Origin of the sequence: Streptosporangium sp. NPDC023615 (genome assembly GCF_040640155.1) — a bacterium.
Taxonomy (GTDB): Bacteria; Actinomycetota; Actinomycetes; order Streptosporangiales; family Streptosporangiaceae; genus Streptosporangium.
In genome coordinates, this window is sequence record NZ_JBFABE010000004.1 from 206,023 (window position 1) to 232,746 (window position 26,724).

Here is a 26,724-nt window from a genome sequence, read left to right on the forward strand (position 1 = left end):
GGGTGGCGGTGGGCTTGGGAGTGGCGGTGGCGGTGGGCTTGGGAGTGGCGGTGGCGGTGGGCTTGGGAGTGGCGGTGGCGCTCGGTTTGGGGGTGGCGGTGGCGGTGGCGCTGGGTTTGGGTGTGGCGGTGGGTTTGGGTGTGGCGGTGGCGGTGGCGCTGGGTTTGGGTGTGGCGGTGGCGCTCGGTTTGGGAGCCGGCTTCGTGGCCGTGCCGGAGGGGGCCGGACGCGGCGTCGTGCTCGGCGGGTTCGGCGTCGTGGAGGCCGAGGGGGGCGTGCTCGACGTGGGAGTGGTGGCACTGGGCGCCGGGGTGCCACCCGACGTGGGCCTGGTCTCCGGGCCTCGGCCGCCGGGCGGGGTCCTCGGCGCGGTGCTCTTCGGCGCGGCCTGTGACGACTTCGGTGCGGCCGACGGCTTCGTGCCACGCCTGTCGTCCTCGGGGGCCGTCGTCGCCGTGGTCCGTGGCGCCTCCTCGGTGGGACGCGTCCTGCCGGACCGCGGGGTCGTCGTCTGGCCGCTCCTGGGCCGTACGGTCTCCTCCCTCTCCCTCTCCCTCTCTCGGCGGGGCGTCCGGGATCGCTCAGCGGGTTCGTCCCGAGGGGCGGTGGTCCTGGTGCCGGTGGTCCGGTCCGGAGAGCGGGGAGGGGAGTCCTCGACCTCGGGAGAGGGCTGCGCGCGCTCCCGGCGGGTACTGCGGGTCTCCGCCTCGTCGGGTGGGGTGTTTCGGGTGGATCTGGTGGACCTGGCGGGTGGGTCGGCTTCTTCGGGTGGGGTATTCCTGGCGGATCTGGTGGGTCGGTCGGTCTCGTCGGGCGAGGTGTTCCTGGTCGATCGGGTAGGCCGGTCGGCCTCGACGGGCGGGTTCTCGAGCGACCGGGAGCGGGGCTCCGCCTCGGGCATGTCCGCCTCGGAGGCGTTCCCCTCCGGTGCGGCCTCCTCTCGCTGAGGAGGAGGATCGGCGGGGGCGTACTCCCGCGACGGCGCGTCGGCGTTCACGCCCGGATCCGCCATGGCGGCCCACGGCTGGGCGATGACCGCGCTCGACGTCGCGGACACCGCGGCCAGCAGGAGGCCGGAAACCAGGGTGACACGCCGGGATGAGCTGCGTGGGGGCATTGGTGGCTCTTCCTGGGTCTATTGGGTGGGCTCTGGACCGGAGACGGGCTTCCATCCCGCGGCCGTGAATTCGGGGGTGCCCGGAAGGGCGACAGGCGGCACCGAGGTGGTGAGCGGATCGGGGGCGTTGACCCAGTCCCCCCGGCCCGCGCCGCGCAGGTCCGGGTGCCAGACCATGAGCAGGCTCATGGCGTACGGGCTGGAGTAGGTCGGATCGGTGTCACCGACGCCCTTGGTGGCGGTCACCTGGACCAGCACGGAGACCTGTATCTGGTCCCGCGCCCGCGCCCGCCACTGGACGCCGATCGTCCGCGTCCGCATGGCGGCGCCGTCGGGCAGCGCTCCCTCCTTGGGAAGGCCGAGGATCTCCCGCCATCCGGCGGCGGCCTCGCGGGCACCCGCCCGCGCCGCGTCGTGCTGGTCCGGCGGGGCGTACAACACCGCGGCCTGCTCGGCCTGCTCGCCGTCCAGGGTCCAGGCCGCCTCCAGCGCCGCGGCGGCGGCCGAGGCGGCGCCCAGCTCGGTCTGCGGGAATCCGACGGGGTAGCCGGCGGCACCCTCGTAGCCGGAGGGCGCGGCGAGGCGGACGGTGTTTCCGGCGTCTCCGGCGTCTCCGGCGTCTCCGGCGTTCCCGGTGTTCCTGGCGTCCCCGGTGCCCTGCGAGGCCGTGGCACCCGCGGGGTCGAGGACGGGCCGCAGCAGTTGCCATGCGCCGGCCGCGAGCAGGATCGCCCCCACGATCGAGACGACCACGATGAGCATTCTCCGCCGGTTGCTCGGTGGAGGGCCCAGATCCCAGTCCAGCGTGGGATCCTCGGCGACCGGCCGCACTAGTGGCTCCGGTCGGGACGCTGCCCGAAGGCCACCCCGGCCGCCGCGGCCAGGCGCAGGTACGCGCCCCGGGTCGTCGGGCGCAGGCGGACCAGGTCCACCTCGGCGCCCTCCTTGAGGTGCGGGTCGTAGGGGATGCGGATCACCGCGCGGCAGCGGGAGTTGAAGTGGCGCTCCAGCAGGTCCAGGTCCACGTCGGACTTGGGCTCCACCGCGTTCAGCACCACGATGGCGTTCTTGACGAGCTCGGCGTGGCCGTGGGCGGTCAGCCAGTCCAGCGTCGCGGCGGCCGAGCTCGCCCCGTCCACCGCGACCAGGCTGACCAGCACGATCTGGTCGGCCAGCTCCAGCGTCGCCCCCATGGCCCCGTGCAGGAGGCCGGTACCGCAGTCGGTGATGCAGATGGAGTAGTAGCGCTCGATGAGACCGGCGACCGTGCGGTAGTCCTCGGCGTTGAACGCCTCGCTCACCGCCGGGTCGGTGTCGGAGGCGAGGACCTCCAGGCGGGCGGGCGACTGGGAGGTGAAGGCGCGGGCGTCGGCGTAACGCAGGATGTGCGGCGCCTCGGCCAGCATGGTGCGGATGGTCGCGGCCGTCTCCGACTTGACCTTGATGCCGAGGGTCCCGCGGTCGGGGTTGGCGTCGATCGCGATGACCCGGTCGCCGCGCAGCGAGGCCAGGGTGTTGCCGAGGGCCACGGTCGTGGTGGTCTTGCCCACCCCGCCCTTGAGGCTCATGACCGCGATCCGGTGGTGGCCGCTCGCCACCGGCGTCTGGGCCTGCGCTATCAGCGTCCTGCGTTCCAGCTCCGCGGCCGACTCCGCCGGGATGATGCGCTTGCCGGAGAGCTGCCAGACGAGGCGGCGCCATCCTCCGGCGGGTTCCGGACGGCGGTTGGTGAGCAGGTGTTCCGCGGTGAGCGGGACCGTCTCCTGGAACTGGTCGGGAGGAGTGGGCGGCGATTTATGGATGTGGGGGGAGGTATCCGTCATTGCCAAGGTCCTTTCGCAGGGAGCGATCGCGGGGGTGGGGGGTTGTCAGCAGGTCCGCCAGCGCACCGTGGTGCCGATCGAGTCGTCGGGGCCGTGAACCGTCAGCGGGGCGGTGACGGTGGCCGGGTTTCCGCACCAGTTGCGGGTTCTGTGGGCACGCAGGTTGATCACCTGTGTGACCCCCTCCCGCAAGGTGCCCGTGGACGGGCTCACCGCCAGCCCGGGAGCCGATATCCGCCACGTGAGCGGTTCTCCCGAGAGGGTGAGGATCACGCTTCCCTGGCCGAACTCGTCCAGCGTCACGACGGGCGGGACCCGCAGGCGGGCGGCGAGCCCGTCCCGCCGCCCCGGCGCGTCGGCGGCCGGGGGCGGCCGGGTGGCCTGGCTGGTGGAGGACTGCAGCGAGCTCGCGGGCTCCTCGGGCCCGATCGCCGGGCCGAGGAAGTTCATTCCTGTCAGGGTGCCGGCCGTACCGGCGACGACGATGATGGCGACCTTGACGGTCGTGTTCCTGATCCGCGTACCCGCCCAGCTCAGTGCCTCCAGCACATGGACCGCCCGCTCGTTCCGCTCCTCCGGGCGGTCGTCGGGTTCGGTGTGGAAGCGCAGTGCCGGTATCTGGTCGTCGTCCGCGCGGGCGGGAGCCCCCATCTCGACGGAGGACTGCCCGGCGAGGACGACCGGTTCGGTCCTGGGCGCGGGTTCGGGGGCCGGGGCGGGAGCCTGCCGGGGGATGGTGCCGGTGATCTCCTCGCTCTGCGCGAGGACCTCGCGCGCCCAGGCCTGAGTGAGCAGGGCGTCGTAGAGGGGGGTGTCGTGCCCGGTGACGGGGGGCGGTGCGACCGGCGGGCGGGACGGCCGGATCCGATGGGGCGGCAGGGGGGGTAGCGGGGGCAGCCCGGAGGGGGCGGTCCCGGAGGACGCCGCGCGGGACGGTGTGGTGCGGGACGGCGTCTCCCCGGGCGACGTCGTGCCGGGAAGGCCGGGGTCCGGTCGCCTCGTGTCCGGCGGTCTCGTGTCAGGTGGGGTGGTCGGCGACCCGGACGCCACCGGCGGGTAGGGGGAGGCGCCGGACCTGGGCGCGGCCGCTCGCGGTGTGACCGCTCCGGAGGCGGACGGTCCGGACGCGGGCGCCCCGGACGAGGCCGCGCCGGACGTGGGCGCCCCGGCCGTGGACGGTCTCGCGGGCGGTGTCATCGCCGAGGACGCCGGTACGCCGTCCCGGCCCGGAGGCGCCGGCGTCGAGGACCGTTCCCGTGGCGCGAGCGTGGAGGCCGGGGGCCGCCCTCCGGCCGGGGGCGCCGACAGGATCGGCGACCTGCCGCGGGGCGGACGCGCCCGTGGTGGAGCCGGGGGCGGCACCTCGGCGGACGGGGTGCCACCGGACGGGGCGCCCGTGTCTCCGGACGGGGCGCCTCCGGACGGGGCGCCCTCGTACGGGTCACCCTCGGACAGGGTGCCCCCGGACAGCGCGTCCGTGAGCCGCCGGCGTTCCTCGGCGGCCAGCGGCGCGACCGGCGGGTGGGAGACCATCTGCGGAACCGTGTAGCGGATATTGATCGGCTTGGTGCACACGGAGCACCTGATCATGTGGGAGAGCAGCCGCGTCCGGGCGTCCTCGGAGCCGATGCCCGGGGACGGCTCGTGGCCGTCGGGAGGCCCCCCGGGCAGGCCGGCCGGGAAGGCGCCGGGGAAGACGGACTCCACCAGCGGGGGGAGCTCCGGACAGGTGCGCCGTCCGTGGGTGAGCGCGTCCAGCCCGCTCACCAGGGTCTCGATCAGGTCCTGGGTGCGCGTGGCGAGCCTGCCGATCTCCTCGGCGGGCATCGCCAGCACGTGGGAGAGATCCTCCATGCCCAGCGCGTGGCGGTACATCAGCCTGAGCGTCTCCGTGCCCAGGGGATCGACGATCGTCCACACCCGCTCGATCAGGGAGGCGTCCGGCATGCCGGGCCCGGAACCCGGCACGTAGCGCTCCTCGTGACCCGGCCGGGTACGGCGGTCGCGTCGCAGTACGGCCAGCGACCGCCCCCGGACCGTGACGTTCCCGGGGGCGTCCTCGGCCCGGACGGCCGCCAGCGCGGAGACGACCGCCGCGTGCACCCGGCCGGACTCGAGGCGGGAGGCGGCGTAGTCCACCAGGTGCGCGCCGTGCTCGCGCACCCAGGCCGCCTCATGGCCGGGGCCGGGCGCGGGGCGCCCGGTTCCGGTGGGTGTGCTCATCGGCCGTCGTACTCGGCAGGGTCCGGCTCGCCCCGGCCCGGGTCGGGCGGGAAGGGGACGTCCCGCTCCCCGGGGTTCCAGCCGGAGTCCTGCCGGGCCGGCTGGCCGTCGTCGGGGCCGGGCCGCGCGGGTCCCGGCTGCACCGGTCCGGGCTGCCCGGGCTCCCGCTGCTCCCGGTCCTGCTGCGCGGGGTCGGGCCGCGCCGGGTCCCGCCGGTCCTGGCCGGGCCGTTCGGAACCCTCCTGGCCCGCCTCGGAGTCGCCGGGGACGTCCTGCCGCGGCCCCTCGGGTGAGGAGGAGGCGTCCCCGCTGGGGATCGGGCTGGGGAGCGGCACGGGCGGCGGGTCGGTCACCACGAGTTCCAGGTTGCGCTGCGGCAGGCCGGTGAACTTCGTCCAGTTGCTGACCTCGCCGGGCGCGGGCTCGGCGTAGAGCCAGCGGATGAAGGCGGGCCACACGCACGAGTCACGGGGGATCGCCTGACGGCCCGTGGCCGCGCCCGATCCGCCGGAGGGGCTCAGCGCGTCGATCTCCTCGGCGGTGTAGTCACGGCAGGGCGGGGTGCCCGGCGGGGCGATGTTGAGGTCCCACACGCCGTTCTCGTCGGTGTAGCGCATGCCCCTGTCCAGGCCGAGAGCCTCGTGGGCCCGCCGCAGCAGCTCGGGATCCTCGAAGACCGGCAGCGAGACGCCGCCGTCCGGTCCGCCGCCGGGAAGCCGCGGCGTGGCCGGCATGAGCACGGTCCCGTCGGGCCCCTGCGACGCGTTCTCGCCGGGGCCCGCCGGGGGGCGCGGCAGGGACGGGTCGTCGGGCGCGTTCCGCGACGGCCCGGGGGCCTGCGAGCGCTCACCCGGTTCGGCCGGGGTCGTGGCGGTCGGCGGAGCGGGCGCCGGGGCGGGCGTCGCGGCCCGTGTCGGACGCGTCCCCCTGGACGGCGCGCCCGCGTCGTCCGTCGGCCTGGTCGCCGGGGCCGTGACCTCGCCCGAGGGGACGAGCGGCCCGCCGGGACCGGACCGGACCGCCGGCTTCAGGGTGCCGGTCGGCCTGGGGTGCCGCACGTCGTCCTGCTGCCGGGGGGACCGGTCACCGTCGCCGGTCCGGGGCCGGGAGGGCCCCGGGTCGCCGGTCGGCTGCGGGGACCTCACGTCCCCGGTGGGCCGGGGCTGCCGGTCTCCCTCGGTCGGCCCGGGCTGCCGGTCCCCTCCGGTCGGTTGCGTCCGGGGCTGCCGGTCCCCGGTCGGCTGCGGCTGCGCCTGCGGCGGCCGGGAGGGATCCGACGATCTCCCCTGGCTGCTCTCGGGGGCCGGCCGGGGCGGCGCGACCACGGTCTCGGCGGGGCGCTCGATGAGGCTGCCGTTCTCCTTCTCGCTCTGCGACTCGTTCTTCGGCTCGCTCTGCGAGATGTTGCCGCTGACCTTCTTGGTCGGGGTCGGAGCCGGCTTGGCGGGCGGGTTGTTCACCACCGGCGGCCGTACCACGGGAGCCGGGTCGGGAGCGGGCTGCTGCACCGGGGCCGCGGTGCGCTTGGCGGCCTGAGCGTTCGACCTGGGCGCCGAGGACGTCCTGGGGGCCGACGACGGCTTCGGCTTCGCCGGGGCGGCGGTCTTGGCGGGCGGCGCCGGGGTGCTCCTGGGGTTGCCCGGCCGCTGCACGAGCGGCGCGGCCGCGGCCGCCGCCAGGACCGGGAGGGCGACGCAGCCCTTCCCGGCGGCTCCGACGGCGTGCCCGTCGACGGTGGTCGTCAGGCAGACCCGCTGGTTCTCGGCGGCGTCCGCGGCCGAGCCCTTCGAGATCGTGCTGCCCGCGTCCGCGCCGGAGAGCGGGAGCGGTCGGTCACCCGCGGGCGTCGCGGCCGACGTCCAGGCCGCGGCCTGGTCGTCCAGGAGGTAGGTTCCCGCCACCAGCCGCATCACCTGCCCCTCGCCGGTGTCGGGACGGAGGGCGATGACGGTTCCCAGTCCGGCGCCGGCGCCGAAGACGCCGATCGCGACACTCGCAGTGATCACCGTTGCACGTGATGGTTTACGTGAGGGTGTCATCTGAATGTTCCTTTTCTTCCGGTAAAGCGTCAGTCGCCGTGGCTCTCCAGGACGTCGCTCCACTCGCCCAGTACGCGAGCGGGCTCGTTCGAGCCGGCGGGGGGGACATGTGTCACGTACATGCGGCCGTACGTGGCGCTCACCGAGTGGGCGAAGGCCTTACCGCGAGTGCGGACGGCGGCCGAGCCCTTGAGCTTGACCGTCGCTCCTTCCCGCACCGCCTCGCGGAGTTCGATGGATCGGGCCCCGTACCAGACAAGAGCGCCCCCGTCGCTGGTCCTGAGCGCTCGTACCGGTCCCTCAAGCCGGTACGAGAGCGTGAGTCTCCAGTCGGCCTCTTGCAGCCGGGCCCGTTCCTGCTGCCAGAACAGCACGGTCTCGCTGGTCCAGGGGCCCTCCTCGAATGCCGGGTCTGTCTGGGCCTTCTCCAGGCTCGCCAGGTGCGCGCGGGCGATCTGGCGGGGCGTCGCGGCCAGCCCGGTGGCGTTCTCGGGCAGACCGGTCGCGTAACCCTCGGCGTCCGTCGCGATCTCGGGGAAGCGGGCCGGGGTGGCGCGGGTGTCGGCGGCCGAGGCGACGAGCCGCCAGCCGCCCGGGGCCGAGCTCATCACGTCGACGATCCGGGCGACACCGGGCTCGTGCGAGACCGCCACGAACCAGTCCGCGACGCCCTCCACGCGGCGCGGGATCCACACCTTGGGGTTGGGCCACACGCCCGTCGCCAGCGACGTCCCCTCCATCTTCGCGGTGGTGAAACCGGCCCGCGTCATCTCCAGGGCGAGGCCGTGCTCGAGCTTCGCCATGGCGTCATGGTCCTTCCGGGCCTGCGCCGCCGAAAGGCCCCGCTGGTAGCGGCCGTGGACGGCGTACGCCTCCTTGGGTGTGAGCTGCGGCCGTCCGGCCCGGGCCGGCGCGTCGGCCGGCGGCGGGGTGGTCGCCGTCCCGGTCCGAGGCCTTCGCGACATCGTGGCCTCGGGCACGGACGGGATCTCCGCACGGGAGGACGTCTCGGGCTCGGACGACGTCGCGGGTCCGGGGGAGGTCTTGGCCCCCGGGGAGACCTTGGCCCTGGCGGAGGTCTCCGCCCGGGGGGAGGCCCCTTCCGCGTCGCTTCCCGCGGGCTTCGGATCGGGCTTCCGGCTGGAACGGGCGGGGGACGGCGTCGGAGAGGACGAGGTCACGGCCTTGCCGCGGTCGCCGTCCGAACGCTCGGGGCCGCTGTTCGCCGCCAGGGACGAGCCCGAGGGCGATCTGGTGATGAGCCAGAGCGCGGAGACGGCGATGATCACCATGATCGCCGTGAACAGAAAGAACTTCCGCCAATCGAATGACGGCAGGCGCTCCGGGTGCCAGTCGGACGTCCGCTCGGAATCGTTTCCAGGGGAGGCGTTGCCACGGCCGAAGGACCCAGCCTGCCGATCTGGGAAATCACCTGCACGCCATGACATAGGTCCAAATATTAGACTGACCGTGATCTATTGGGAAGGTAAAGGGCTCAGTAATCGGCACTTATGGTTATCGGGTTTTAATTAACACCTAACTCGCCATAAAGGTTGTCCGAAATCCGTCACGCCCTTCACCTGCTGGTCTCCCGTGGGCGAGCGTACCGCCCGGTCCCCACGGATCCGCGCCGTCCCCGGGTTTCGGATGAACCTTCATGTTCCCAGTCCAGCCGTCATTTACCTGGCGGGAGCCGGTCGTTCACTCTCCGTCGGGCTTTCCGGTGCCACCCGGGCGGCCGCCGCGAGTCGATGGTCACGAAACGGTTTCGTCCTCCGGTTGACCCCGGACCTCATAACAAACGGATATGAATGCTTTCCTCCCATTGGGAGACCGCCCGGTCGCCCATCTGGTTCGAGGAATTGGAGCTCCCTTTTCCCGATCTCGGTGACATCCCGGCCCCCGAACGGGACGACGACGGCCCGGCCCCGCGAGGAGACCACGGGGCCGGGCCGTCGCCGGGCCGGGGACGCGGACGGGCCGGTCGGCGTGCCCGTCCCGGAGTGCTCGCGGGGGCGCGCCCCGCGGACGTTCGGTCAGCCGCGTGCTCCGGTGGCCGTCTCGCGTCCGGTGAGACCGAGTTCCTCCGTGGGGACGCGGTGGGTCTCCCGGGTGGTGGCCACGGCGATCGCGCTGATCGCGCAGAGGATCGCGGTGAAGACGCCGACGCCGATCCACCCGCGCAGGCCCAGCCAGCCCTCGGGAGAGACGATCCCGGCGGCGGAGGCGACGGCGAAGCCGGCGATCGCGAAACCGATCTGGGTGCCGATCGCCATGCCGGACAGGCGGACCCGGGTGCTGAACATCTCGCCGTACAGGGACGGCCAGATGCCGTTGGAGGCGCTGTAGACGACGCCGAGCGTGAGGATCCCGGTGGCGAACACCAGCGGGTAGCTCCTGGAGTTGATCGCGGCGAGGTAGGCGAAGATCATGATGGGGCTGCCCACGGCGCCGATGAGGAAGACGGGCTTGCGGCCGATGCGGTCCGACAGCATGGCCCAGAGCGGGATGGCGACGAGGGCGACCGTGTTGGCGGCGATGCTCACCCAGAGCATGGTGGCCCGGTCGAGCCCGATCTCGTCGCTGGTCGCGTAGTTGAGGGCCCAGACGGTGAAGATCGTGCTGACGGTGGCGATGAGGGCCGCGCACATGACGCGCAGCACGCTGCTCCAGTGGTCGCGGAAGAGCACCGCCAGCGGCATCCTGGGCACCGTTCCCCGGGCGACCTCCCGCTCGAAGGCCGGGGTCTCCTCAAGCCTTCTGCGGATGATCCAGCCGACCACCGCGACGACCACGCTGAGCAGGAACGGGATCCGCCAGCCCCAGCTGAGCAGCTGCTCCTCCGGCAGGGCCGCCACCGGGATGAAGACGAGCGTCGCCAGGATCTGGCCGAACTGCGTGCCGTTGAGGGTGAAGCTGGTGAAGTAGCCGCGCCGGTCGGCGGGGGCGTGCTCCAGCGTCATGGAGTTGGCGCTGGCCTGCTCGCCCGCGGCCGAGAGCCCCTGCAGGATCCGCAGCAGGACCAGCAGCACGGGCGCCAGGCCGCCGATCTGGTCGCGGGTGGGCAGGCAGCCGATGAGGAAGGTCGAGACGCCCATCAGCATGAGCGTGAACACCATGATCTTCTTGCGGCCGAACCGGTCGCCGACGTGCCCGAGGATGACGGCGCCCACCGGCCTGGCGGCGTACGCCACGCCGAAGCTGGCCAGCGACTGCAGGGTGGCGGTCGCCGGGTCGGAGTCGTCGAAGAAGACCTTGGAGAAGATCAGGGCCGCGGCGCTGCCGTAGATGAAGAAGTCGTAGTACTCCAGGGCGCTGCCGATCCAGGCGGCGACGGCCGCCTTGCGCGGCGTGCCCTGCGGGACGCCGGGTGAGCTGTCGGTCACGATGACTCCTTCGGTACGCGTGGTCCGGCCGTCCCCCCGGGTGGCGTTTCCTACTGTTTACGAACTAGATAGTTAATTAACGCTGCGGCAATGCTGCTGGTGGCGGCGGCGCGTGTCAAGGGACCTCTTCACTTCGGTCGCGGCGTACGTTATACCTAACTCACTAGTTCGTACATTGCTGGGAAGTGGGTCATGGATCGCACGGGCACCTCTCGCGCCACCGGGCACCCCTCGCGCCACCGGGCACCCCGCGAACCCCGGATCCTCGGGGCACCCGGGGCACCCCGGACGCCCCGGGCCGTCGCGACCCGGGCGACGCCGTCGCGGCCCGTACCGACACGGGTCGCGCGGACCCGTTCTCACACCGGTACGCCCGTCACGCGTACCGGGAAGGAAGAATCGATGACCTCGTTCCTGACCGGCCTGATCGGCTCCGGTATCGGCCCCTCGTTCAGCCCGCCGCTGCACGAGCGGGAGGCCGCCCACCACGGGCTGCGCTACGTCTACCGGCTGCTCGACACCGACGTCCTGGGCACCGACGTCGGAGACCTGGTCCGTACGGCCCGGCGCTTCGGCTACGACGGCCTCAACATCACGCACCCGTGCAAGCAGGCCGTCATCCCCTGCCTCGACGAGCTCTCGCCGGACGCCCGGACGCTGGGCGCGGTCAACACGGTCGTCTTCGACTCCGGTCGCGCGATCGGCCACAACACCGACTGGACCGGTTTCAGGGAGTCCTTCGCCCGCGGCCTGCCGGACGCGCCGATCGAGCGGATCGTCCAGCTCGGCGCCGGGGGGGCGGGCGCCGCGGTCGCGCACGCGCTGCTCACCCTGGGCGCCGGCCGGGTCACCCTGGTCGACGCCGACCCCGCGCGGGCGACGGCGCTGGCCGCCGACCTGACCGGGCGCTTCGGGGCGGGGCGGGCGGCCTCGGCCCCGGCGGACGACCTGCCCGGCCTGCTGGCCGACGCGGACGGCCTGGCGCACTCCACGCCCACCGGCATGGCCGGACACCCCGGCTCGCCGTTGCCCGCCTCGCTGCTGCGTCCGGACCTGTGGGTGGCCGACATCGTCTACCGGCCGCTGGAGACCGAGCTGCTGCGGCGGGCGCGGGCGCTGGGCTGCCGGACGCTGGACGGCTCCGGCATGGTCGTCTTCCAGGCGGCGCACGCCTTCCACCTGTTCACCGGGCGCGTCCCGGACACGGGCCGGATGCTCGCCCACCTGACCGAACTCGTCGCCACCTGAGGGGGAGCCGTGCGCACGTCCATCGCCACCGTGTCGGTCAGCGGCACGCTGCCGGAGAAGCTGGCCGCCATCGCCGCCGCCGGGTTCGACGGGGTCGAGATCTTCGAGAACGACCTGCTGGCCTGCTCTCTTCCCCCCGAGGAGGTGCGGCTCCGCGCCGCCGACCTGGGACTGTCGATCGACCTGTACCAGCCGTTCCGCGACTTCGAGGCGATGCCCGCCGCCGACCTGCGCAGGGCCGAGCACAAGTTCCAGGTGATGGAGCGGCTCGGCGCGGACACGCTGCTGGTCTGCTCCAACGTCTCCCCTGCCGCGATCGACGACGACGCGCTGGCCGCCGCCCAGTTGCGGTCACTGGCCGAGCGGGCCGCCGAGCACGGCATCCGCGTCGCGTACGAGGCGCTGGCCTGGGGACGGCACGTCGACGACTACCTGCACGCCTGGCGGATCGTGCGCCTGGCCGATCACCCGAACCTGGGCACCTGCCTGGACAGCTTCCACATCCTGTCACGTGGCTCCGACCCGATCGGCATCGAGGCGATCCCCGGCGAGAAGATCTTCTTCCTCCAGCTCGCGGACGCGCCGCTGCTGGCGATGGACGTGCTCCAGTGGAGCCGTCACTACCGCTGCTTTCCCGGGCAGGGCGGTTTCGACCTGGCCGGACTGGTCGGCAACGTGCTGAACGCCGGGTACACCGGCCCGCTCTCGCTGGAGGTGTTCAACGACCACTTCCGGCAGGCCGACGCCGCCCGTACCGCCCGGGACGGCAGGCGCTCGCTCATCGCCCTGCAACAGGCCCTCGACCGCGCCGCCCACCCCGCCGTACCCACCGGTTACGCCTTCGCCGAGCTCTCCGACACCGGCGCAGGCCTCACCGGCACCGCCACCGGCACAGACACCGGCATCGGCCTCGCCACCGGCACCGGTTCCCTGCGCGACGTGCTCGCCGCGCTCGGTTTCGCCCGCGCCGGCTCGCACCCCAGCAAGCCGGTGGAGCTGTGGCAGCAGGGCGAGGCCCGGCTCCTCCTCAACGCCACCGGCGACGACCCCGCGCTGATCAGCCTCGGGCTGGACACCCCCGACCCGGCCCGCGCCGTCGAGCACGCCGGGGCGCTGCTCTCGCCGGTGCTGCCGCGCGAGCGCGCCCCCCAGGAGGCACCGCTGGACGCGGTCGCCGCCCCCGACGGCACCGAGATCTTCTTCTGCGGTACGGAGTGGCGCGGCGACTTCACCCCGCCCGGGACGACGGAACGGCACGGCGACCCCCTCCCGGGCGGGACGGCCACCGGGTCGATCACCCACATCGACCACGTGGCGCTGACCCAGCCCTGGCACCACTTCGACGAGGCGGCGTTGTTCTACCGGAGCGTGCTCGGCCTGCGTCCGCAGGAGAGTCTGGAACTGCCCGACCCCTACGGCCTGCTGCGCAGCATGGCGATGTCGACCGCCCCCGGCGCCTCCACCGCGCCCGGCACGTCCACGGCGCCCGCCATGCCCGCCGCGTCCACCGCGCTCGGCATGCCCGCCGTGCCCGGCATGCCCGCCGTGCCCGGCACGTCCGCCGCGTCCGGGCCGGGTGCGGCGGGCGGGTCCACCGACCGGGTGCTGCGGCTGGTGCTCAACCTGGCCCGGGTCGGCGCGGGGGACGTCCCCTGGCAGCACGTCGCGCTCGCCTGTGACGACCTGCTCGCCACGGCCCGCAGGCTGCGGGCCGAGCATCCGGAGCTGCTGCTGCCGATCCCCGGCAACTACTACGACGATCTGGAGGCCCGCCACGACGTGGACCCCTGCCTCAGAGAGCTCGGGGTGCTCTACGACCGCGACGCGGACGGCGAGTTCCTGCACCTCTACACCGTCACCCTGGGACGCGTCTTCTTCGAGATCGTCCAGCGGATCGGCGGCTACCGGGGATACGGCGCGGTCAACGCCCCGATCCGCCTCGCCGCCCAGCACGCGGGCGGCCACCGGACGCCCTGAGCGTTGACGCCCCGCTCCCCGGGGGCGGGAGGCCCGCGGCGGCCGGGCACGGCGGCCGCCCGGTGCGCGCCGGCCGGAATCCCCCACCCCCGGGTGGGCGGGGGAGTCAATAGGATGGACGGATGACCTCGCAGCCCGCCACCGGGGAACGCCGGCGCGACGCCGACCGCACCAAGGCGGAGATCCTCGAGGTCGCCCAGCGGGAGTTCGCCCAGCACGGGTACGCGGGGGCGAGGGTGGACGAGATCGCCGCCCTGACGCGCACCACCAAGCGCATGATCTACTACTACTTCGGCAGCAAGGAACGGCTCTACATCACGGTTCTGGAGAAGGCCTACGCCGAGGTCCGCGAGGTGGAGCGCACGGTCGACGTGGAGCACCTGGCCCCGATCGAGGCGATCCGCACCCTGGCCGAGCTCACCTTCGACCACCACGACGCGCACCGCGACTTCATCAGGCTCGTCTCCATCGAGAACATCCACCGGGGCGAGCACATCCGCAAGTCCGAGGCGCTGATCAACCTCGGTGCGCCGGTGCTCGACATCATCGGGCGCATCCTCGACACCGGTACGGCCCGGGGGGACTTCGTCACCACGGCCGACGCCATCGACGTGCACATGATGATCAGCGCCTTCTGTTTCTTCCGCGTGGCCAACCAGCACACCTTCGGCGCCCTGTTCGGCCGTGACATGACCGCGTCCGAATACCGGGCCCGGCAGCGCCGGATGGTCGGCGAGATGATCGTCGGCTACCTGCGCGGGGGTGGCGGCGACCGGGCCTGATCGCCCCGATGCGGTGCCCCGGGGCGCGGGGCGCGGTCCGTGTCCCGTCCGGAGAACGGGAGCCCGGTCCCCTCCCGGAGAAGGGAACCGGCGCCGGCCACATCGGTGATCACCGGCGGTCGGGCTCCCGGCGGGCTCCGGAACGGCCCGCCCGCCGGGACCCCGACGCGGAGGGTCAGCCGCCGATCTTCCCGACCCCGGCCCCGGCGGTGACGCTCGCCTTCACCGAGTTCGGGTTCTCCAGCGTGTAGCCGTAGTAGGAACTGGCCTCCTGCACGCTGCCGCCGCACTCGGGCTCTCCCGAGTCGACGAGCACGTTGTTGCGCGCCACGCACCGGCCGGAGGGGCCGGCGTAGCTGTTCGACGCCGGGTACTCGACCCGCTCGAAGTAGTTGCCCTCGATCAGGCACCCGGCGTCGGCCTGGCAGGCCACCCCGACGTCGGTGTTGTAGTAGTAGTAGTTGTTGAAGATGTGCACCGGCTCGCCGAACCGCACCCGCGGGTTGCGCTGCGGCGTCGCGTCGAACCAGTTGTGGTGGTAGGTCACCTTCAACCGGCCGGCGTCCTGCGCGCCGTTGCTGTCGTCATGGCCGAGCAGCATGTTCTTGCTGTGGTCGTGCGCGTGGTTCCACGACACGGTGATGTAGGACGAGCCGCGCTTGATGTCGAGCAGCCCGTCGTACCCGTCGGCCAGGTCGTTGTGGTCGATCCAGACGTGGTGGGAGAACATCTGCACGTTGATCGAGTCGTCGCTCGCGTTCCGGAACGACAGGTTGCGGATGATGACGTTGTTCACCGCGTTCGCGGGCGGTGAGGTGGCCGAGCTGTCGAGGGGGAGGCCGACGTTGAGCCCGCCGCCGCTGATGCCGGCGTCGGCGCCGATGCCCACGATCGTCTTGTCCGAGGTGACGTTGTGCATCCCGGCCGGAACCGTGATCGTCCCGCGTACGCAGACGTTCAGCGGGCCGCTCTGGCCGATCGCGGAGATCAGCTCGCTCGCCGTGTCGACCTCGACGGTCGGTCCGCCGGCGCCCCCCGTGGTGCCGTTCTGGCCCCAGGCGTTCACCGAGGCGAAGCCGATGGGCGAGCCCGAGGTGTCGCACGAGCCCGGGGGCGGCGTGATCGTGGGCGTGACCGTCGGGGTGACGGTGGGCGTCGGCCCGCCCGGGCCGGCGACGTCGGTGACCCGCACGTCGTCGAACGAGGCGCTCGTGTAGTGGGCCGAAAGGCCCGCCTTGCCGGAGGCGAAGGTGGAGTCCGTCGCCGAGACGACCTCCACGTTGTTCACGAAGCCGCGCAGCGTGGAGCCGAACGCCTCCAGCCTGAGGGTGTACCACGTGCCCGCGGTCACCGTGGCCGGGGCCGTGTCCAGGGTCGTCGTGCCGCCTCCGGCCCGCTTGCCCAGGACGACCGAACCCGCGTTGCTCAGCCCGAGGTAGTAGTAGTTTCCGGTGCTCTGCGCCCTGGCCAGCACCGCGGCGTACCGTCCGGCGCCGTTGAACGCGATCGGCCTCACCCGTGCCTGCACCGCCTGGTTCGACCATCCGGCGCCGGCGATCGCCCTGGCGTCCGCGCCGGTGCCGGACTGCCGGTACACCCGGGACCCGTCGGCGGTCACCGACCAGCTCCCCCCGGACTTCGACCAGCCCGCGGAGTCACCGTCCTCGAAGTCGTCGGTGAACAACGTCGCGGCGAACGCGCTGGGCAGCGCGGGCAGCGCCAGCGCGCCGAGCACCGCGGCCATGACGGTCATCATGATCGCGGCGAGCAGCGAGCCGGTGCGGGGCTCTTTCCTTCTTCGCACTGTGGAACCTCCGGTTACGTCGGCGCCGGCCGGGACCCGCCACGGTCCGGCCGGACCAGGGCCTCGCGCCGGGAGGGTGGGGTCGGCGGCGGCGCGCGCCGCGTTCTGTGGTCACGTGCCGGCCGCCGGGACTCCCGGCGAGCGATGTCCGTCAGGCGGTGCCCCGCCGTGCCCGCCACCCCCTGGCGGAGGGCGTCGAACATGGCCGGACCTGTGGTGGAGCACCCGAGGGCGGATCCACCACCGCCCCAGGACGAAGGGTGGGAAAGCGCTATCCAACTCTTTTCGCACTTTTACGCCCGGAGAAAGGTTCTGGTCAAGCGCTCCGTCCGGCCCGCCGCCGCCGGAGTGGGGCCGCCCGCTCCGAGCCCCCGGTCGTCCCTCCAGGTGAGAGCCGGTCACGACGTGCCTCACGAGGTGGAAAAGTTTTCGGTGATCCGGCTGACACGGACGGCCGCGCGTTCAGACCGATCCGGCGATTCCGGTGATTCCGGCGCCTTCGATCATCCGGCCCGGCACGATGGGAGACCACCTCACGCACGACCGCTCCATCCGCGAACACGAGCAGGAGGTCACCGTGGTTCCCACGCGAGAGCAGCCGGGGTCCGTCGATCCCGCCACCTGGCGGGTCGTGCCCGGCGACGGCAACGATGACGCCAAGGAGGGCGGCACGTGGGCGATCACCGGGGGCGACGGGGACGAGAACGCCCTCTACCTGGAGGTTCTCGACGCCGAACGGCCCCGGGAGGTCGCCGAGCTCATCGTCGAGACGATGACCGGCCGCGCGCGCCGGTCACGCCTGGAAGGCGCTCTGGCCGAGGTCGAGCGGGAGCGCCTGCGGCGGCAGGCCGAGGACGACGTGCTGGACCCCTCCAACCCGCACCTGGTCGAGGTGGCGAAGCTCGCGGCCCTGGTCGAACGGGTCGGTGAGGTCGGCCGGGAGCTCAACCGCGACAGGTTCCACACCGGCCGCGAGGAGCTCGACGAGCACCTGTACGAGCGGTTGACCCAGGTGGCCGCCACCTCGGTGGCGTGGATGGAGAGCATTCTCGCCCGGAACGCGCAAAACGCTCGGAACATCGCCTTTCCCCGTGACCTCGGTGACCCCTACGACGCCCGGGACGCCTGAGACCCTGCCCGGACGGGAACGCGGGCCTGGACCGGGCGGCGCGAGAGCCTGAACGGGAGGAGAGCTTGGACGGGCGGAGGGCCGGGGGCACCCGGGCCGATGGCCGGGCCGAAGTCAGGGGCGTCCGAGCCGGTTCAACCGGTCGACCACCGTGGCGATGTGGTGGGACATGCCGCAGGCGTGCCACGATCCCGGCCTTCTCGGCAGCAACGGCTGCCCCGCGGCGAACCGTTCGATCTCCCGGTCGCCCCACGAGGACGCCACCCCCCGCGCCGAACGGAGATCGGCCACCACCGCCTTGCACAGGTCCTCGAAGCCCCCGAGGGCACCCGGTCCCTCACCCCGCTCGCACCGGTAGACGTACCAGTAGTCGTCGAACGCGTATCGCAGGTTGGGGTGCGGGGTCCGTCGCTCGGCCCGCGGGTTGGACACGCCGTAGTCCCCGTAGAACACGCCGGGATGGGAGGCCGCGACGGTCCTCCACAGGGCGGCGTCCCGCCGGGGGACGGGCGTCGGCGCGCCGAACGGCACGGCGTCGAGATCGTTCGGGAACGCCCCGGCGGCCACGGTGACCGAGCGCATCGGGAACCGGCTCGCCCATGCGAGCGCCCTGAGGGCATCGGTGGTACGGCTTCTCAGCCGCGCGTCGGAGTCGACCGCCCACAGGTCGATCACGAGATCCACGTCGGTGAACCTCAGGTCCGCCAGACGGTCCAGTCGTCGCGACAGCCGGGCGTCCTCCGCGGCGGTCCGTGACCCGGCCCAGGGCACGCGCAGGCACGCTCCCCGCCCGTGCCGCCTCGCGGCGTGTCCCGCGTGCTGGAATTCGCAGTCCCGATCCGTCGGCCGAATGACCGGAATGATGCGACGGCCGAGCTTCTCCATGACGTTCGACACCATCGTCATGGCGCCGCACGCGTGCGGATGCCCGTACCTGTCGAGCAGCGGCCGGCAGTCCACCGCGAGAGCACGTCCGGCGGGCAGATGTCCTTCCACGCGTTCCTCGAAAACGGCGACGCTCTGCAGTACCGTACGGTTCTCATCCTCCCGGGTCCGTTCCACGGGCATTACTTCGATCAATGCCCGGACGGACGGGCGAAGCTCCTCGGCGACCTTTCCCAGAGCCAGGAAATCGCCGGCGCGGCCTCTCAGGATCGGCATGTACACCGTCATGAATCGGTTCTCCGTACGCTTGGCGAACCAGTGACCGGTGAGGTGGCCGACCCTGCCCCTCAGGGCCTGACGTCACCTCCCGGCCTTTCGACGGTCCACTCCGGCGGCGAGTCCGTCAACATCCCCGCGGCCGGTTTCCGTGTGAACGCCGTACCGGGGATGCGTTTGTGACGGAGGGGATGAACGAGGTATCCGGCCCCGAGTCGCGGAGGGCGGCATATCATGACGGCGCTTTCGGACGGGAACGGAGCGTCACACCTCCTTCACCCGCGTGCGGCCCTGCGCCCACATGATGAGAACGGTCCCGGAAAAGCCGGAACGAGAAGGCCCGAACGGATGGGCCGTGAACGTGAAGAACGGAAGAGAAGGAGAAAGGGGAAATGGATGAAGAGTCGGGACGGACACGGCCGATGTCCCGTCCCCCTGCTGGAAACGCGCGCGAACGCCCGTGAACGCGTACGACGATCCAGGGACACGTACGAGGAAGGGTCCCGGCCGCATCCGATGCGGCCGGGACCCTTCCTCGCGCCGGGCGCGCCCGGCGCGCCCGAGGCCCGGGAGCCCGGCGTCCCGGAGGTCCGGCGTCCCGGGAGCCCGGCGCCCCGGGGGACGAGGCCCCCTCACCCGTCCCCCGGACGCGAGCCCGCGGCGCCCTCGCTCAGTCCTCCCGCAGCACCTCGCGCAGCCGGGAGGCGAAGACGCCGGGGATCTCGGTGAAGGCGATGTGACCACCGGGGAAGGGCGTCGGCCTGGTGCCGAGCGCCGTGGCGAGCGCGCTCGACGTCAGGTCGCAGAACTGCCCGGCCGACTCCTCCCCGACGCCGACCACGACGCGGACCGGCCCGTCGCGGAGGGCGGCGATGTCGGGCTTCCAGCCGGTGCTCCCGCGCATCTCGTGCAGGAACCAGAAGCGCTCGTCCGCGGCCTGCTGGGGGTCGGCCTGGGCCGCCGCCTCCGGCGTGGGCGCGTCCGAGGACTCGTCGTACTCGGGCATCTCGATGTTGGCGTTCTTCAGGAACTTGGCCCACGCGCCCCCGACGTCGCCGGAGGCGTAGGTGGCGACGATGTCCTCGACCGCGGCGTGGCGCTCCTCGCGGTCGTCGAGCACCTCGTTCAGCGGGGCCTCGTGCGCGATCACGGTGTGCGCCAGGGCGGGATGGTCGACGGCGAGCGCCAGCGCGCTGACGGCTCCGCCGCTGGAGCCGAACACCGCGGCCGGTCCCGCGTCGAGGTGGGTGATCAGCCGGGAGAGGTCGTCGGCGCGCATCCGCGGGGTCGAGTCCTGCTCGGGGTCGTCGAGCGCGCTGCGGTTGACGCCCCGCGGGTCGGTGGTGAGGACCGTGTGGTCGGTGGCGAGCAGGTCCGCCAGCGGCGCGAAGGACACGGCGTGCATCGGGGCGCCGACCAGTACCACGAGCGGACCCGACCCCCGCACCTCGTAGTACAGGGTGGCGTCGGAGACCCTGAGGGATCCGGCGGTGACGGTCGTCCTACTGTTCATGAACATCTCCTGAAACGCGGTGCCGTGGTGTTCCGTACAAGGTGAGACCTCCGCCGTAGGGCAGAATCGTCGCCTGTGAGCGAACTTTTTTCCGTGGGGCCGGGGGAGCCCGGGGGGACGACCGCGAAGGCCGCCGAGGATCCCGACCTGGCCCGGGCGCGCGGCGGGGACGACGCGGCGTTCACCCGCCTCGTCCAGCCGCTGCGGCGGGAACTGCACGCCCACTGCTACCGCATGCTCGGCTCCTCCCACGACGCCGACGACGCCCTGCAGGACGCCCTGCTCCGGGCGTGGCGGGGGTTCGCCCGCTTCGAGGGTCGTGGTTCGCTGCGCTCCTGGCTCTACACCGTGGCCACCCGGGCCTGCCTGGACATCGCCGAGATCCGCGGCAGGCGGGCCCTGCCCGTCGATCTGGGCCCCTCCAGCGACCGCGCCGTGACCGAGAACGTCCCGCTGACCGACGTCGCCTGGCTCGGCCCCTACCCCGACACGGGCCTCGCCGCCGGCCCGGCCGGTCCCGGCGCCCGCTACGAGCAGCGAGAGGCCGTCGAACTCGCCTTCGTCGCCGCGTGCCAGCACCTGCCGGGCAACCAGCGGGCGGCGTTGCTGCTCTTCGAGGTCCTCGGCTTCTCCGCCGCCGAGATCGCCACCATGATGAGCACCTCGGTCACGTCGGTGAACTCCGCCCTGGCCCGGGCCCGCAGGATCGTCGCGGAGAAGGTGCCCTCCGTCACCCAGCAGCGGACGCTGCGCCGGATCGAGGACGCCCGGGTCCGGGAGATCGTCACCGGCTACTCCGCCGCGCTGGAGCAGGGCGACGCCGACGCCCTGGTCGCGCTCCTCACCGAGGACGTCACCTGGTCGATGCCGCCGATGCCGCACTGGTACCGCGGCCTCGACGCCGTCACCGACTTCGCCGTACGGGTCCCGCTGACCTCGTGCGGGCACTGGCGGCACCTGCCGACCGGCGCCAACGGCCAGCCCGCGCTGGGCGGCTACCTGTGGAACGACGAGGCCGGCGCGCACCTCCCCTGGTCGATCGACGTGCTGACCCTGCGCGAGGGACGCATCGCCGAGGTCACCTCGTTCATCGGCGTCGCCCACTTCGCCGCCCTGGGACTTCCTCCGTCCCTGCCCTGACCGGGCGGGGGCGCGCCGGTGAGGACCGTTCCCCGTCCCGGAGCCCCCTCCTGCGGCGGCGGCACTTTCGGCCGATGCCGCGCGAGAACGACCGGCCGGTCGGCTGATCCGGAGGAGAAGTACCGCGCGCCAGAGTCGGGGGCATGAGTGAGTTCGTACTTTCCGGTCACCACCTGACCAAGCGGTTCGGGCCGGCCGTCGCCCTGGCCGGGGTGGACATCGGGATCGCCTCCGCCGAGGCGCTGGCGATCATGGGGCCGAGCGGATCGGGCAAGTCCACCCTGCTGCACTGCCTCGCCGGCATCATGAGGCCCGACTCCGGCGAGGTACACCTGCTGGGGCAGCGGATCGACACGATGGGAGAGCGGGACCGCAGCGCGCTGCGGCGGACCCGCTTCGGGTTCGTGTTCCAGTTCGGGCAGCTCCTGTCCGAGCTGCCCGCGGACGAGAACGTGGCGCTGCCGCTGATGCTCGGCGGGGTGGCGCGAGGTCGGGCCGTGCGGGAGGCGCGGACCTGGTTCGGGCCGCTCGGCCTCGACGGCCTGGAGGGACGACGGCCGGGCGAGCTCTCCGGCGGGCAGGCGCAGCGGGTCGCGATCGCCCGCGCGCTCGTCACCCGCCCCGCCGTGATCTTCGCGGACGAGCCCACCGGCGCCCTCGACAGGACCACCGGCCACGAGATCATGCGCGTCCTGGTCGAGGCCACCAAGCACAACGGCGCCTGCCTGGTCGTCGTCACCCACGACCCCGAGGTGGCCCGCTGGTGCGACCGGACCGTCGAGGTCCGCGACGGGGTGATCATCGCCCCGGGGGGAGCACCGGACCGCGCCGAGCCGTGGAGGCGGACGAGCGCCTCGATGCCGTTCGGGGGGAACGCGTGAGGAATCTGCTGGAGTTGAGCTGGCGGCTGCTCCGCGGCGGCGGGCGCCGGTCCACGCTGGGCACGGTCCTCACGATCACGGCCGTGGCCGTGTCGTCGGCCCTGCTGTTCTTCGCGCTGGCCGCCAACACCGCCTTCGCGGCACGCGCGGACCGGGAGGCCTGGCGCAACCCGGTGCAGGGCCCAGGGACCCCCGTCGCCGTCCAGGCGACGACCGAGGACCACGTCCGGGACCGGGCCGTCACGGTCGTGAACCTCGCCCGGCTGCGCGACGCCCCCGGCACGCACCCGCCCGGGATGAGCCGGATGCCCTCACCGGGCGAGGTGTGGGTGTCACCCGGGCTCGCCGAGCTGATGCGGGAACTGCCGCCCGGACAGCTCGCCGCGCGCTTTCCCGGCACCGTGAAGGGCACGATCGGCGACGACGGGCTGCTGTACCCGGGGGAACTCGTCGCCGTGGTGGGACGCGCTCCCGCCGACCCGGAGATGAAGGTCTCCCGGACGGACGGGGCACCGTCGGCACCGGTGAGGATCGACGGTTTCACCGGCGGGACCGGCGAGGACACCGTGGCCTACCAGGGCATGGCGATCGTCGCGAGCGTGCTGATGGCCGTGCCGCTGCTCGTGTTCGGGGGCGCGGCGGCCCGGTTGACGGTGGCCCGGCGGGACCGGCGGCTGGCCGCGCTACGGCTGGTGGGGGCCACGCCCTGGCAGGTCGCCACGATGACGGTCGCCGAGGCGATGATCACGGCGGCGGGCGGGGCGGTGCTTGGCCTGGTGCTCTACGGCGCGGCCGTCCCGCTGCTGAGCCGGATCGAGATGGCGGGCGGGGCGTGGTTCGCGGGTGACCTGTGGCCCGGGACCCTCGCCGTGCTCGGCGTGCTGCTGGCCGTACCCCTGCTGGTCGGCCTGTCGGCCGTGGTCGGGCTGCGGCGGGTGGTGGTCAGCCCGCTCGGGGTGGCCGGACGCGAGACGCCGCCCGCGATGCGTTTCGTCCGCGTGGTCGCGCTGCTGGTGGTCCTGGCGGCGGTTCCGGTGACCTTCCGGAACACCTCGGCGACGGTCGTCGCCGTCGTCCTCGGGCTGGCCTTCCTCTGCGTCAACCTCGTCGGCCCCTGGGTGGTGGGCGTCATCGGCCGGGTCACCGCCCGCACCGCCCGCGGCCCCGCCGGGTTGCTGGCGGGCCGCCGCCTGGTCGACGACCCCAGGTCGGCCTGGCGGACCGTCAGCGGGGTGGCGCTGACCGGTTTCGTCGCCGGGTTCATCGGGCTGCTGAGCCCCTCGGCCGACCTGCTGGGCGGCCCCGGGGACGCGACCGCGCTGAGCCTGGTGGTCCCCGCCCCCCAGGCGACCGACCTCGCGCGCCAGGCGAGGGAACGGCTCTCCCGGGCCGGCCTCGACGCCCGCGTCCAGGTCTCGGACACCGGCGCGGACACCGGCGCGGACACCGGTACCGGCACCGGTACCGGCACCGGCGTCGCCTCCGGCGCGGAGGGACGGCCGGGCCCGGCCCCGGAGCGGGTTCTCACGGTCGACCTGCCCTCGGGCGAGGGTCACGCCGTACGGACCGACACCGCCCGCACGGCCCTCGCCGGTCTGGTACCCGGGCACGTCGCCACCTCGCCGGCGGACGACCGGTGGCGGACCGACCTCCTGCTCGACGACATCCGTACCGGCACGCTGATCGTGCTCGGTGTCTCCTTCCTGGTGGCGATCGCGAGCGCCGGGATCACCGCGGCCTCGTCGGTGCTCGACCGGCGTCAGGCGTACGCCCTGCTCCGCCTGGCCGGAACCCCGCTGGAGGTGCTGGACAGGGCGCGGCGTACCGAGACGCTCGTCCCGCTCGTGGTGATGGGCGGCGGCTCCATCCTGACCGGCATGTTCTGCGCGCTGCCGTTCGTGTACTCCGGCATCAGCGTGAGCGGCGTGGTCACCCTGCTCTCCTCGGTGGTCGTGGGCTTCGCCGGGGTCCTGGGCGCCTCGGCGCTGTCGCGCCCCCTGCTCCGCGCGGTCACCACCGACCCGGCTCCACGCCCGGACTGACCGGGGACCGGGGGCTGGCCCGGACCGGTGTCCGAAGGACCGGGACCCTCAAGGACAGCGGCCCGGCCCTCGAGAACCGGGGGCCGGGCCGCCTTCGTGCCCGCCCCCGAGCGCGGGGCACGTCCCGCCCCGGCGGGCCCACGGCCCGATCCGCCGGACCGTGGCCCGCCGGGTCGGTGCCCGCTGGAGCCCAGCGTGGCGGTGCCCGCCGGGGCCGGTGCCCGCCGGGGCCGGTGCCCGCCGGGGTTCGCCGTGACGGTGCCCGGGACCCGCCGCGGTGGTTCCCGGCGGCGGGCCCGCTCGATCAGCTCGTGGTGCCGGTGACCGTGCTCCCCGACCTGGTGACGTGGTAGGTCACGGTCGCGCCGCTCCAGAAGTGCAGGGTCAGCGTGACCCGGGAGCCGTCGTCGACCTCGGCGAAGAAGGCCGGCTTCAGCGTGATCGCACCGGCGGCGTAGTCGGGCGCGAACGCCACGTCGAACTCCTTGAACGGCGTCCAGTCGTGCGGGCCGGCGTTGCCGCCGTCGGCGTACTTGGCCTCCATGGTGGCGAGGCGGTCGCCCTTGAACGCGGTGGGGATGGCGAAGGAGGCCGTCGTCCCGCTCGCGTTCTGCACGGTCGGCGTGTCGTAGGTGACGATGTCGATCCGCCACGGGACGCCCTGGGAGAACCGTGCCGACAGCGTCGCGTTGACGCCGTAGGCCCGCGAGCCCACCAGGCGCGTCAGCGCGGACGCCGTGAACGTGAGCCGGTCGCCCGAGACGGTGTAGTCGGTGCCGCGCACCAGCTCCGTGTTCCCCTGGCGGATGCCTGCGAACGAGGTGCCGTTCAGGTTCAGCGTGAGCGTCTTGCTCGTGACGGCGGACGCCTTGGCGACGAACACCTGGTCCGACGACGCCGTACCCGAACGCGTCGTCCAGCTCGACTTGATCTGCGCGAACAGCTCGGGGTCGGACCACTGGAACGAGGTCCGCCCGAAGTGCTGGCCGTTGTCCCAGAGCATGGTGGTGAGCTTCTTGGTACGCGCGTAGTGGCCGAGGAACTCGAAGAACTTGAGCTTCTCGCCCTGCTGGATCGTGCCGGTGTGCCGGTCGAAGCCCAGCAGGCCGTACTCACCGATGATCACGGGGATGCCACGGGCCACGAAGGAGTCGTACACCCGGTCGAAGGCGCCGGTCAGGTCCTGCTGGACGGCGGCGTCGAAGCGCGTGCCGCCGGCGACGTTCACGCTGAACGGCCAGTACCCGTAGAAGTGGACCGTCGCGATGAGGTTGGGGTCGTTCATCGCGTTGAACGTGGCGGTCAGCTCGTCCAGCCTGGCCTGGTCGGCCGAGGTGTGCAGGGTCGGCAGCACGAGGAACCGGCTCGCGTTGCCGCCGCCCGACCGGCGCACGATGTCCCGGAAGGACGTGTTGAGCTCGTTCAGCAGCGTCGCGTTCTGGGCGTCCCCGGAGCTGCCGGTGAACTGCGGCTCGTTGACGCTCTCGAACACCAGCTTGGCCGAGGAGTCGCGGAACGTGCTCGCGATCTGGGTCCAGGTCGCGTTGTACCGCGCGAGGACGTTCGCCCGGTCGGTCGGCATCGTGTTGATCCACTGCCACGAGTCGTGGTGAATGTTGATCATCACGTAGAACCCGTCGGCGAGGGCCCAGTCGACGACCTCCTTCACCCGGTTCATGTACGCCGTGTCGATGGTGTAGCCGGGCGCCCCGCCCTGGTGCTGACCCCAGGTCACCGGGATCCGGATGCTGTTGAAGCCCTGGGCCCTGATGTTGTCGAGCAGCGCCGCCGTGACGCGCGGGTTGCCCCACGAGGTCTCGTCCGCGCCGGTGGCGTCGAGGGAGTTGCCCAGGTTCCAGCCGGGCTGCATCGCGGCCACGACGGCCTGCGCGTCACCGGGCCTCGGCGTCGGCGTGGGTGTCGGGGTCGGCGTGGGTGTCGGGGTCGGGGTGGGCGTCGGTGTCGGGGTGGGCGTGGGGTTGGAGGTGCCGCCGCAGGTCACGCCGTTGACGGCGAACGTCGAGGGGGCGGTGTTGGTGCCGCTGTAGCTCCCGTTGAAGCCGACGGTGACACTCGCCCCGGACGCCAGCCCCGGGGCGTACGACGGGCCGGTCACCGTCACGTTCCTGCCCGACTGGGTCCAGTTCCCGTTCCAGCCCTGGTCGACCCGCTGGTTGCCGGGCCAGGTGTAGGCGAGCGTCCACGCGCTGATCGGGTCGCCCGAATTCTCGATCGTGATGTTGGCCCCGAACCCGCTTCCGCCGTCCCAGGTCTTGGCGTACGTCACCGAGCAGGCGATGGCCGCGTGGGCCGTGGCCGAGGTGAGGGTGACCCCGATCGCCGCCAGCAACGCGACCGCCGTGGACAGGGCCCACAACCGTAGTGTCTTCATCTTCAAGCCTCCATGAAAGGAGCACCCGTACGGGAGCGCTCCCATGTTTGGCCTGTTTCACGTACGT

18 protein-coding genes are annotated in these 26,724 nt (G+C 72.9%); 8 read left to right on the forward strand and 10 right to left on the reverse strand.

Annotated features, from left to right (window positions below; translation table 11 throughout):
* Positions 1–947: hypothetical protein (locus AB0G16_RS05135; RefSeq protein WP_362798802.1), on the forward strand; the 947-nt coding region annotated here is incomplete at its 5' end.
* A gap of 188 nt (positions 948–1,135) precedes the next feature.
* Here AB0G16_RS05135 and AB0G16_RS05140 read toward each other — a convergent pair.
* The 6 genes from AB0G16_RS05140 to AB0G16_RS05165 all read right to left on the reverse strand — a co-directional run bounded on the left by AB0G16_RS05140 (position 1,136) and on the right by AB0G16_RS05165 (position 10,588).
* On the reverse strand, positions 1,136–1,870 hold the full coding sequence (locus AB0G16_RS05140; RefSeq protein ID WP_362798805.1) for a hypothetical protein: 735 nt from the start codon (positions 1,868–1,870) through the stop codon (positions 1,136–1,138).
* Positions 1,871–1,947: 77 nt separating this feature from the next.
* A complete protein-coding gene (locus AB0G16_RS05145) occupies positions 1,948–2,940 on the reverse strand; it encodes a MinD/ParA family protein (RefSeq protein ID WP_362798808.1) in 993 nt (330 codons plus the stop codon).
* Positions 2,941–2,985: 45 nt separating this feature from the next.
* The gene (locus AB0G16_RS05150; protein WP_362798810.1) at positions 2,986–5,163 is read right to left on the reverse strand and encodes a hypothetical protein; all 2,178 of its coding nucleotides are present in this window, start codon (positions 5,161–5,163) and stop codon (positions 2,986–2,988) included.
* Positions 5,160–7,169, reverse strand: a complete 2,010-nt coding sequence (locus tag AB0G16_RS05155) for a hypothetical protein (RefSeq protein WP_362798812.1) — start codon at positions 7,167–7,169, stop codon at positions 5,160–5,162. Before AB0G16_RS05155 ends, AB0G16_RS05150 begins: the two co-directional genes overlap by 4 nt.
* A 62-nt stretch (positions 7,170–7,231) precedes the next feature.
* On the reverse strand, positions 7,232–8,494 hold the full coding sequence (locus AB0G16_RS05160; protein ID WP_362798815.1) for a hypothetical protein: 1,263 nt from the start codon (positions 8,492–8,494) through the stop codon (positions 7,232–7,234).
* A 744-nt stretch (positions 8,495–9,238) separates the two neighbouring features.
* A complete protein-coding gene (locus AB0G16_RS05165; protein WP_362798817.1) occupies positions 9,239–10,588 on the reverse strand; it encodes an MFS transporter in 1,350 nt (449 codons plus the stop codon).
* A gap of 402 nt (positions 10,589–10,990) precedes the next feature.
* Between AB0G16_RS05165 and AB0G16_RS05170 the strand changes: the two genes are divergently transcribed.
* The 3 genes from AB0G16_RS05170 (at position 10,991) to AB0G16_RS05180 (ending at position 14,595) form a co-directional block, all read left to right on the forward strand.
* Positions 10,991–11,836 carry a shikimate dehydrogenase gene (locus AB0G16_RS05170; protein WP_362798820.1) on the forward strand — a complete coding sequence of 282 codons (846 nt, stop codon included), beginning with the start codon at positions 10,991–10,993 and terminating at the stop codon, positions 11,834–11,836.
* Positions 11,837–11,845: 9 nt separating this feature from the next.
* Positions 11,846–13,813, forward strand: coding sequence for a TIM barrel protein (locus AB0G16_RS05175; RefSeq protein WP_362798823.1), 1,968 nt, complete (start codon positions 11,846–11,848; stop codon positions 13,811–13,813).
* A gap of 122 nt (positions 13,814–13,935) precedes the next feature.
* Positions 13,936–14,595 carry a TetR family transcriptional regulator gene (locus AB0G16_RS05180; protein WP_362798826.1) on the forward strand — a complete coding sequence of 220 codons (660 nt, stop codon included), beginning with the start codon at positions 13,936–13,938 and terminating at the stop codon, positions 14,593–14,595.
* Between the two features lie 175 nt (positions 14,596–14,770).
* On the opposite strand, the gene AB0G16_RS05185 is transcribed toward AB0G16_RS05180, so the two are convergent.
* Positions 14,771–16,399: a family 16 glycoside hydrolase gene (locus AB0G16_RS05185; protein ID WP_362798830.1), complete on the reverse strand. Its 1,629-nt coding sequence runs from the start codon at positions 16,397–16,399 to the stop codon at positions 14,771–14,773.
* A gap of 520 nt (positions 16,400–16,919) precedes the next feature.
* On the opposite strand from AB0G16_RS05185, the gene AB0G16_RS05190 reads away from it, so the two are divergent.
* A complete protein-coding gene (locus AB0G16_RS05190; protein WP_362798833.1) occupies positions 16,920–17,528 on the forward strand; it encodes a hypothetical protein in 609 nt (202 codons plus the stop codon).
* Positions 17,529–17,642: 114 nt separating this feature from the next.
* On the opposite strand, the gene AB0G16_RS05195 is transcribed toward AB0G16_RS05190, so the two are convergent.
* Together AB0G16_RS05195 and AB0G16_RS05200 are read right to left on the reverse strand one after the other, a co-directional pair.
* The gene (locus AB0G16_RS05195; protein ID WP_362798836.1) at positions 17,643–18,701 is read right to left on the reverse strand and encodes a hypothetical protein; all 1,059 of its coding nucleotides are present in this window, start codon (positions 18,699–18,701) and stop codon (positions 17,643–17,645) included.
* A 658-nt stretch (positions 18,702–19,359) separates the two neighbouring features.
* Positions 19,360–20,202 (reverse strand): alpha/beta hydrolase, encoded by an 843-nt coding sequence (locus tag AB0G16_RS05200; RefSeq protein ID WP_362798839.1) that lies wholly within the window; start codon positions 20,200–20,202, stop codon positions 19,360–19,362.
* 75 nt (positions 20,203–20,277) lie between these two features.
* Between AB0G16_RS05200 and AB0G16_RS05205 the strand changes: the two genes are divergently transcribed.
* The 3 genes from AB0G16_RS05205 (at position 20,278) to AB0G16_RS05215 (ending at position 24,265) form a co-directional block, all read left to right on the forward strand.
* Positions 20,278–21,342: a sigma-70 family RNA polymerase sigma factor gene (locus tag AB0G16_RS05205; RefSeq protein WP_362798842.1), complete on the forward strand. Its 1,065-nt coding sequence runs from the start codon at positions 20,278–20,280 to the stop codon at positions 21,340–21,342.
* Between the two features lie 143 nt (positions 21,343–21,485).
* Positions 21,486–22,223, forward strand: a complete 738-nt coding sequence (locus AB0G16_RS05210) for an ABC transporter ATP-binding protein (protein WP_362798845.1) — start codon at positions 21,486–21,488, stop codon at positions 22,221–22,223.
* Positions 22,220–24,265 carry an FtsX-like permease family protein gene (locus AB0G16_RS05215; protein ID WP_362798848.1) on the forward strand — a complete coding sequence of 682 codons (2,046 nt, stop codon included), beginning with the start codon at positions 22,220–22,222 and terminating at the stop codon, positions 24,263–24,265. The genes AB0G16_RS05210 and AB0G16_RS05215 overlap by 4 nt, the downstream gene beginning before the upstream one ends.
* Positions 24,266–24,569: 304 nt before the next feature.
* On the opposite strand, the gene AB0G16_RS05220 is transcribed toward AB0G16_RS05215, so the two are convergent.
* Positions 24,570–26,657 carry a cellulase family glycosylhydrolase gene (locus tag AB0G16_RS05220; RefSeq protein WP_362798851.1) on the reverse strand — a complete coding sequence of 696 codons (2,088 nt, stop codon included), beginning with the start codon at positions 26,655–26,657 and terminating at the stop codon, positions 24,570–24,572.
* Positions 26,658–26,724 lie beyond the last annotated feature (67 nt).

Coding starts and splice junctions, on each gene's coding strand:
- AB0G16_RS05145 (WP_362798808.1), bottom strand. CDS start 2,940: ATGACGGATACCTCCCCCCACATCCATAAATCGCCGCCCACTCCTCCC.
- AB0G16_RS05150 (WP_362798810.1), bottom strand. CDS start 5,163: ATGAGCACACCCACCGGAACCGGGCGCCCCGCGCCCGGCCCCGGCCAT.
- AB0G16_RS05160 (WP_362798815.1), bottom strand. CDS start 8,494: ATGGTGATCATCGCCGTCTCCGCGCTCTGGCTCATCACCAGATCGCCC.
- AB0G16_RS05170 (WP_362798820.1), top strand. CDS start 10,991: ATGACCTCGTTCCTGACCGGCCTGATCGGCTCCGGTATCGGCCCCTCG.
- AB0G16_RS05180 (WP_362798826.1), top strand. CDS start 13,936: ATGACCTCGCAGCCCGCCACCGGGGAACGCCGGCGCGACGCCGACCGC.
- AB0G16_RS05190 (WP_362798833.1), top strand. CDS start 16,920: ATGGGAGACCACCTCACGCACGACCGCTCCATCCGCGAACACGAGCAG.
- AB0G16_RS05195 (WP_362798836.1), bottom strand. CDS start 18,701: ATGACGGTGTACATGCCGATCCTGAGAGGCCGCGCCGGCGATTTCCTG.
- AB0G16_RS05200 (WP_362798839.1), bottom strand. CDS start 20,202: ATGAACAGTAGGACGACCGTCACCGCCGGATCCCTCAGGGTCTCCGAC.
- AB0G16_RS05210 (WP_362798845.1), top strand. CDS start 21,486: ATGAGTGAGTTCGTACTTTCCGGTCACCACCTGACCAAGCGGTTCGGG.
- AB0G16_RS05220 (WP_362798851.1), bottom strand. CDS start 26,657: ATGAAGACACTACGGTTGTGGGCCCTGTCCACGGCGGTCGCGTTGCTG.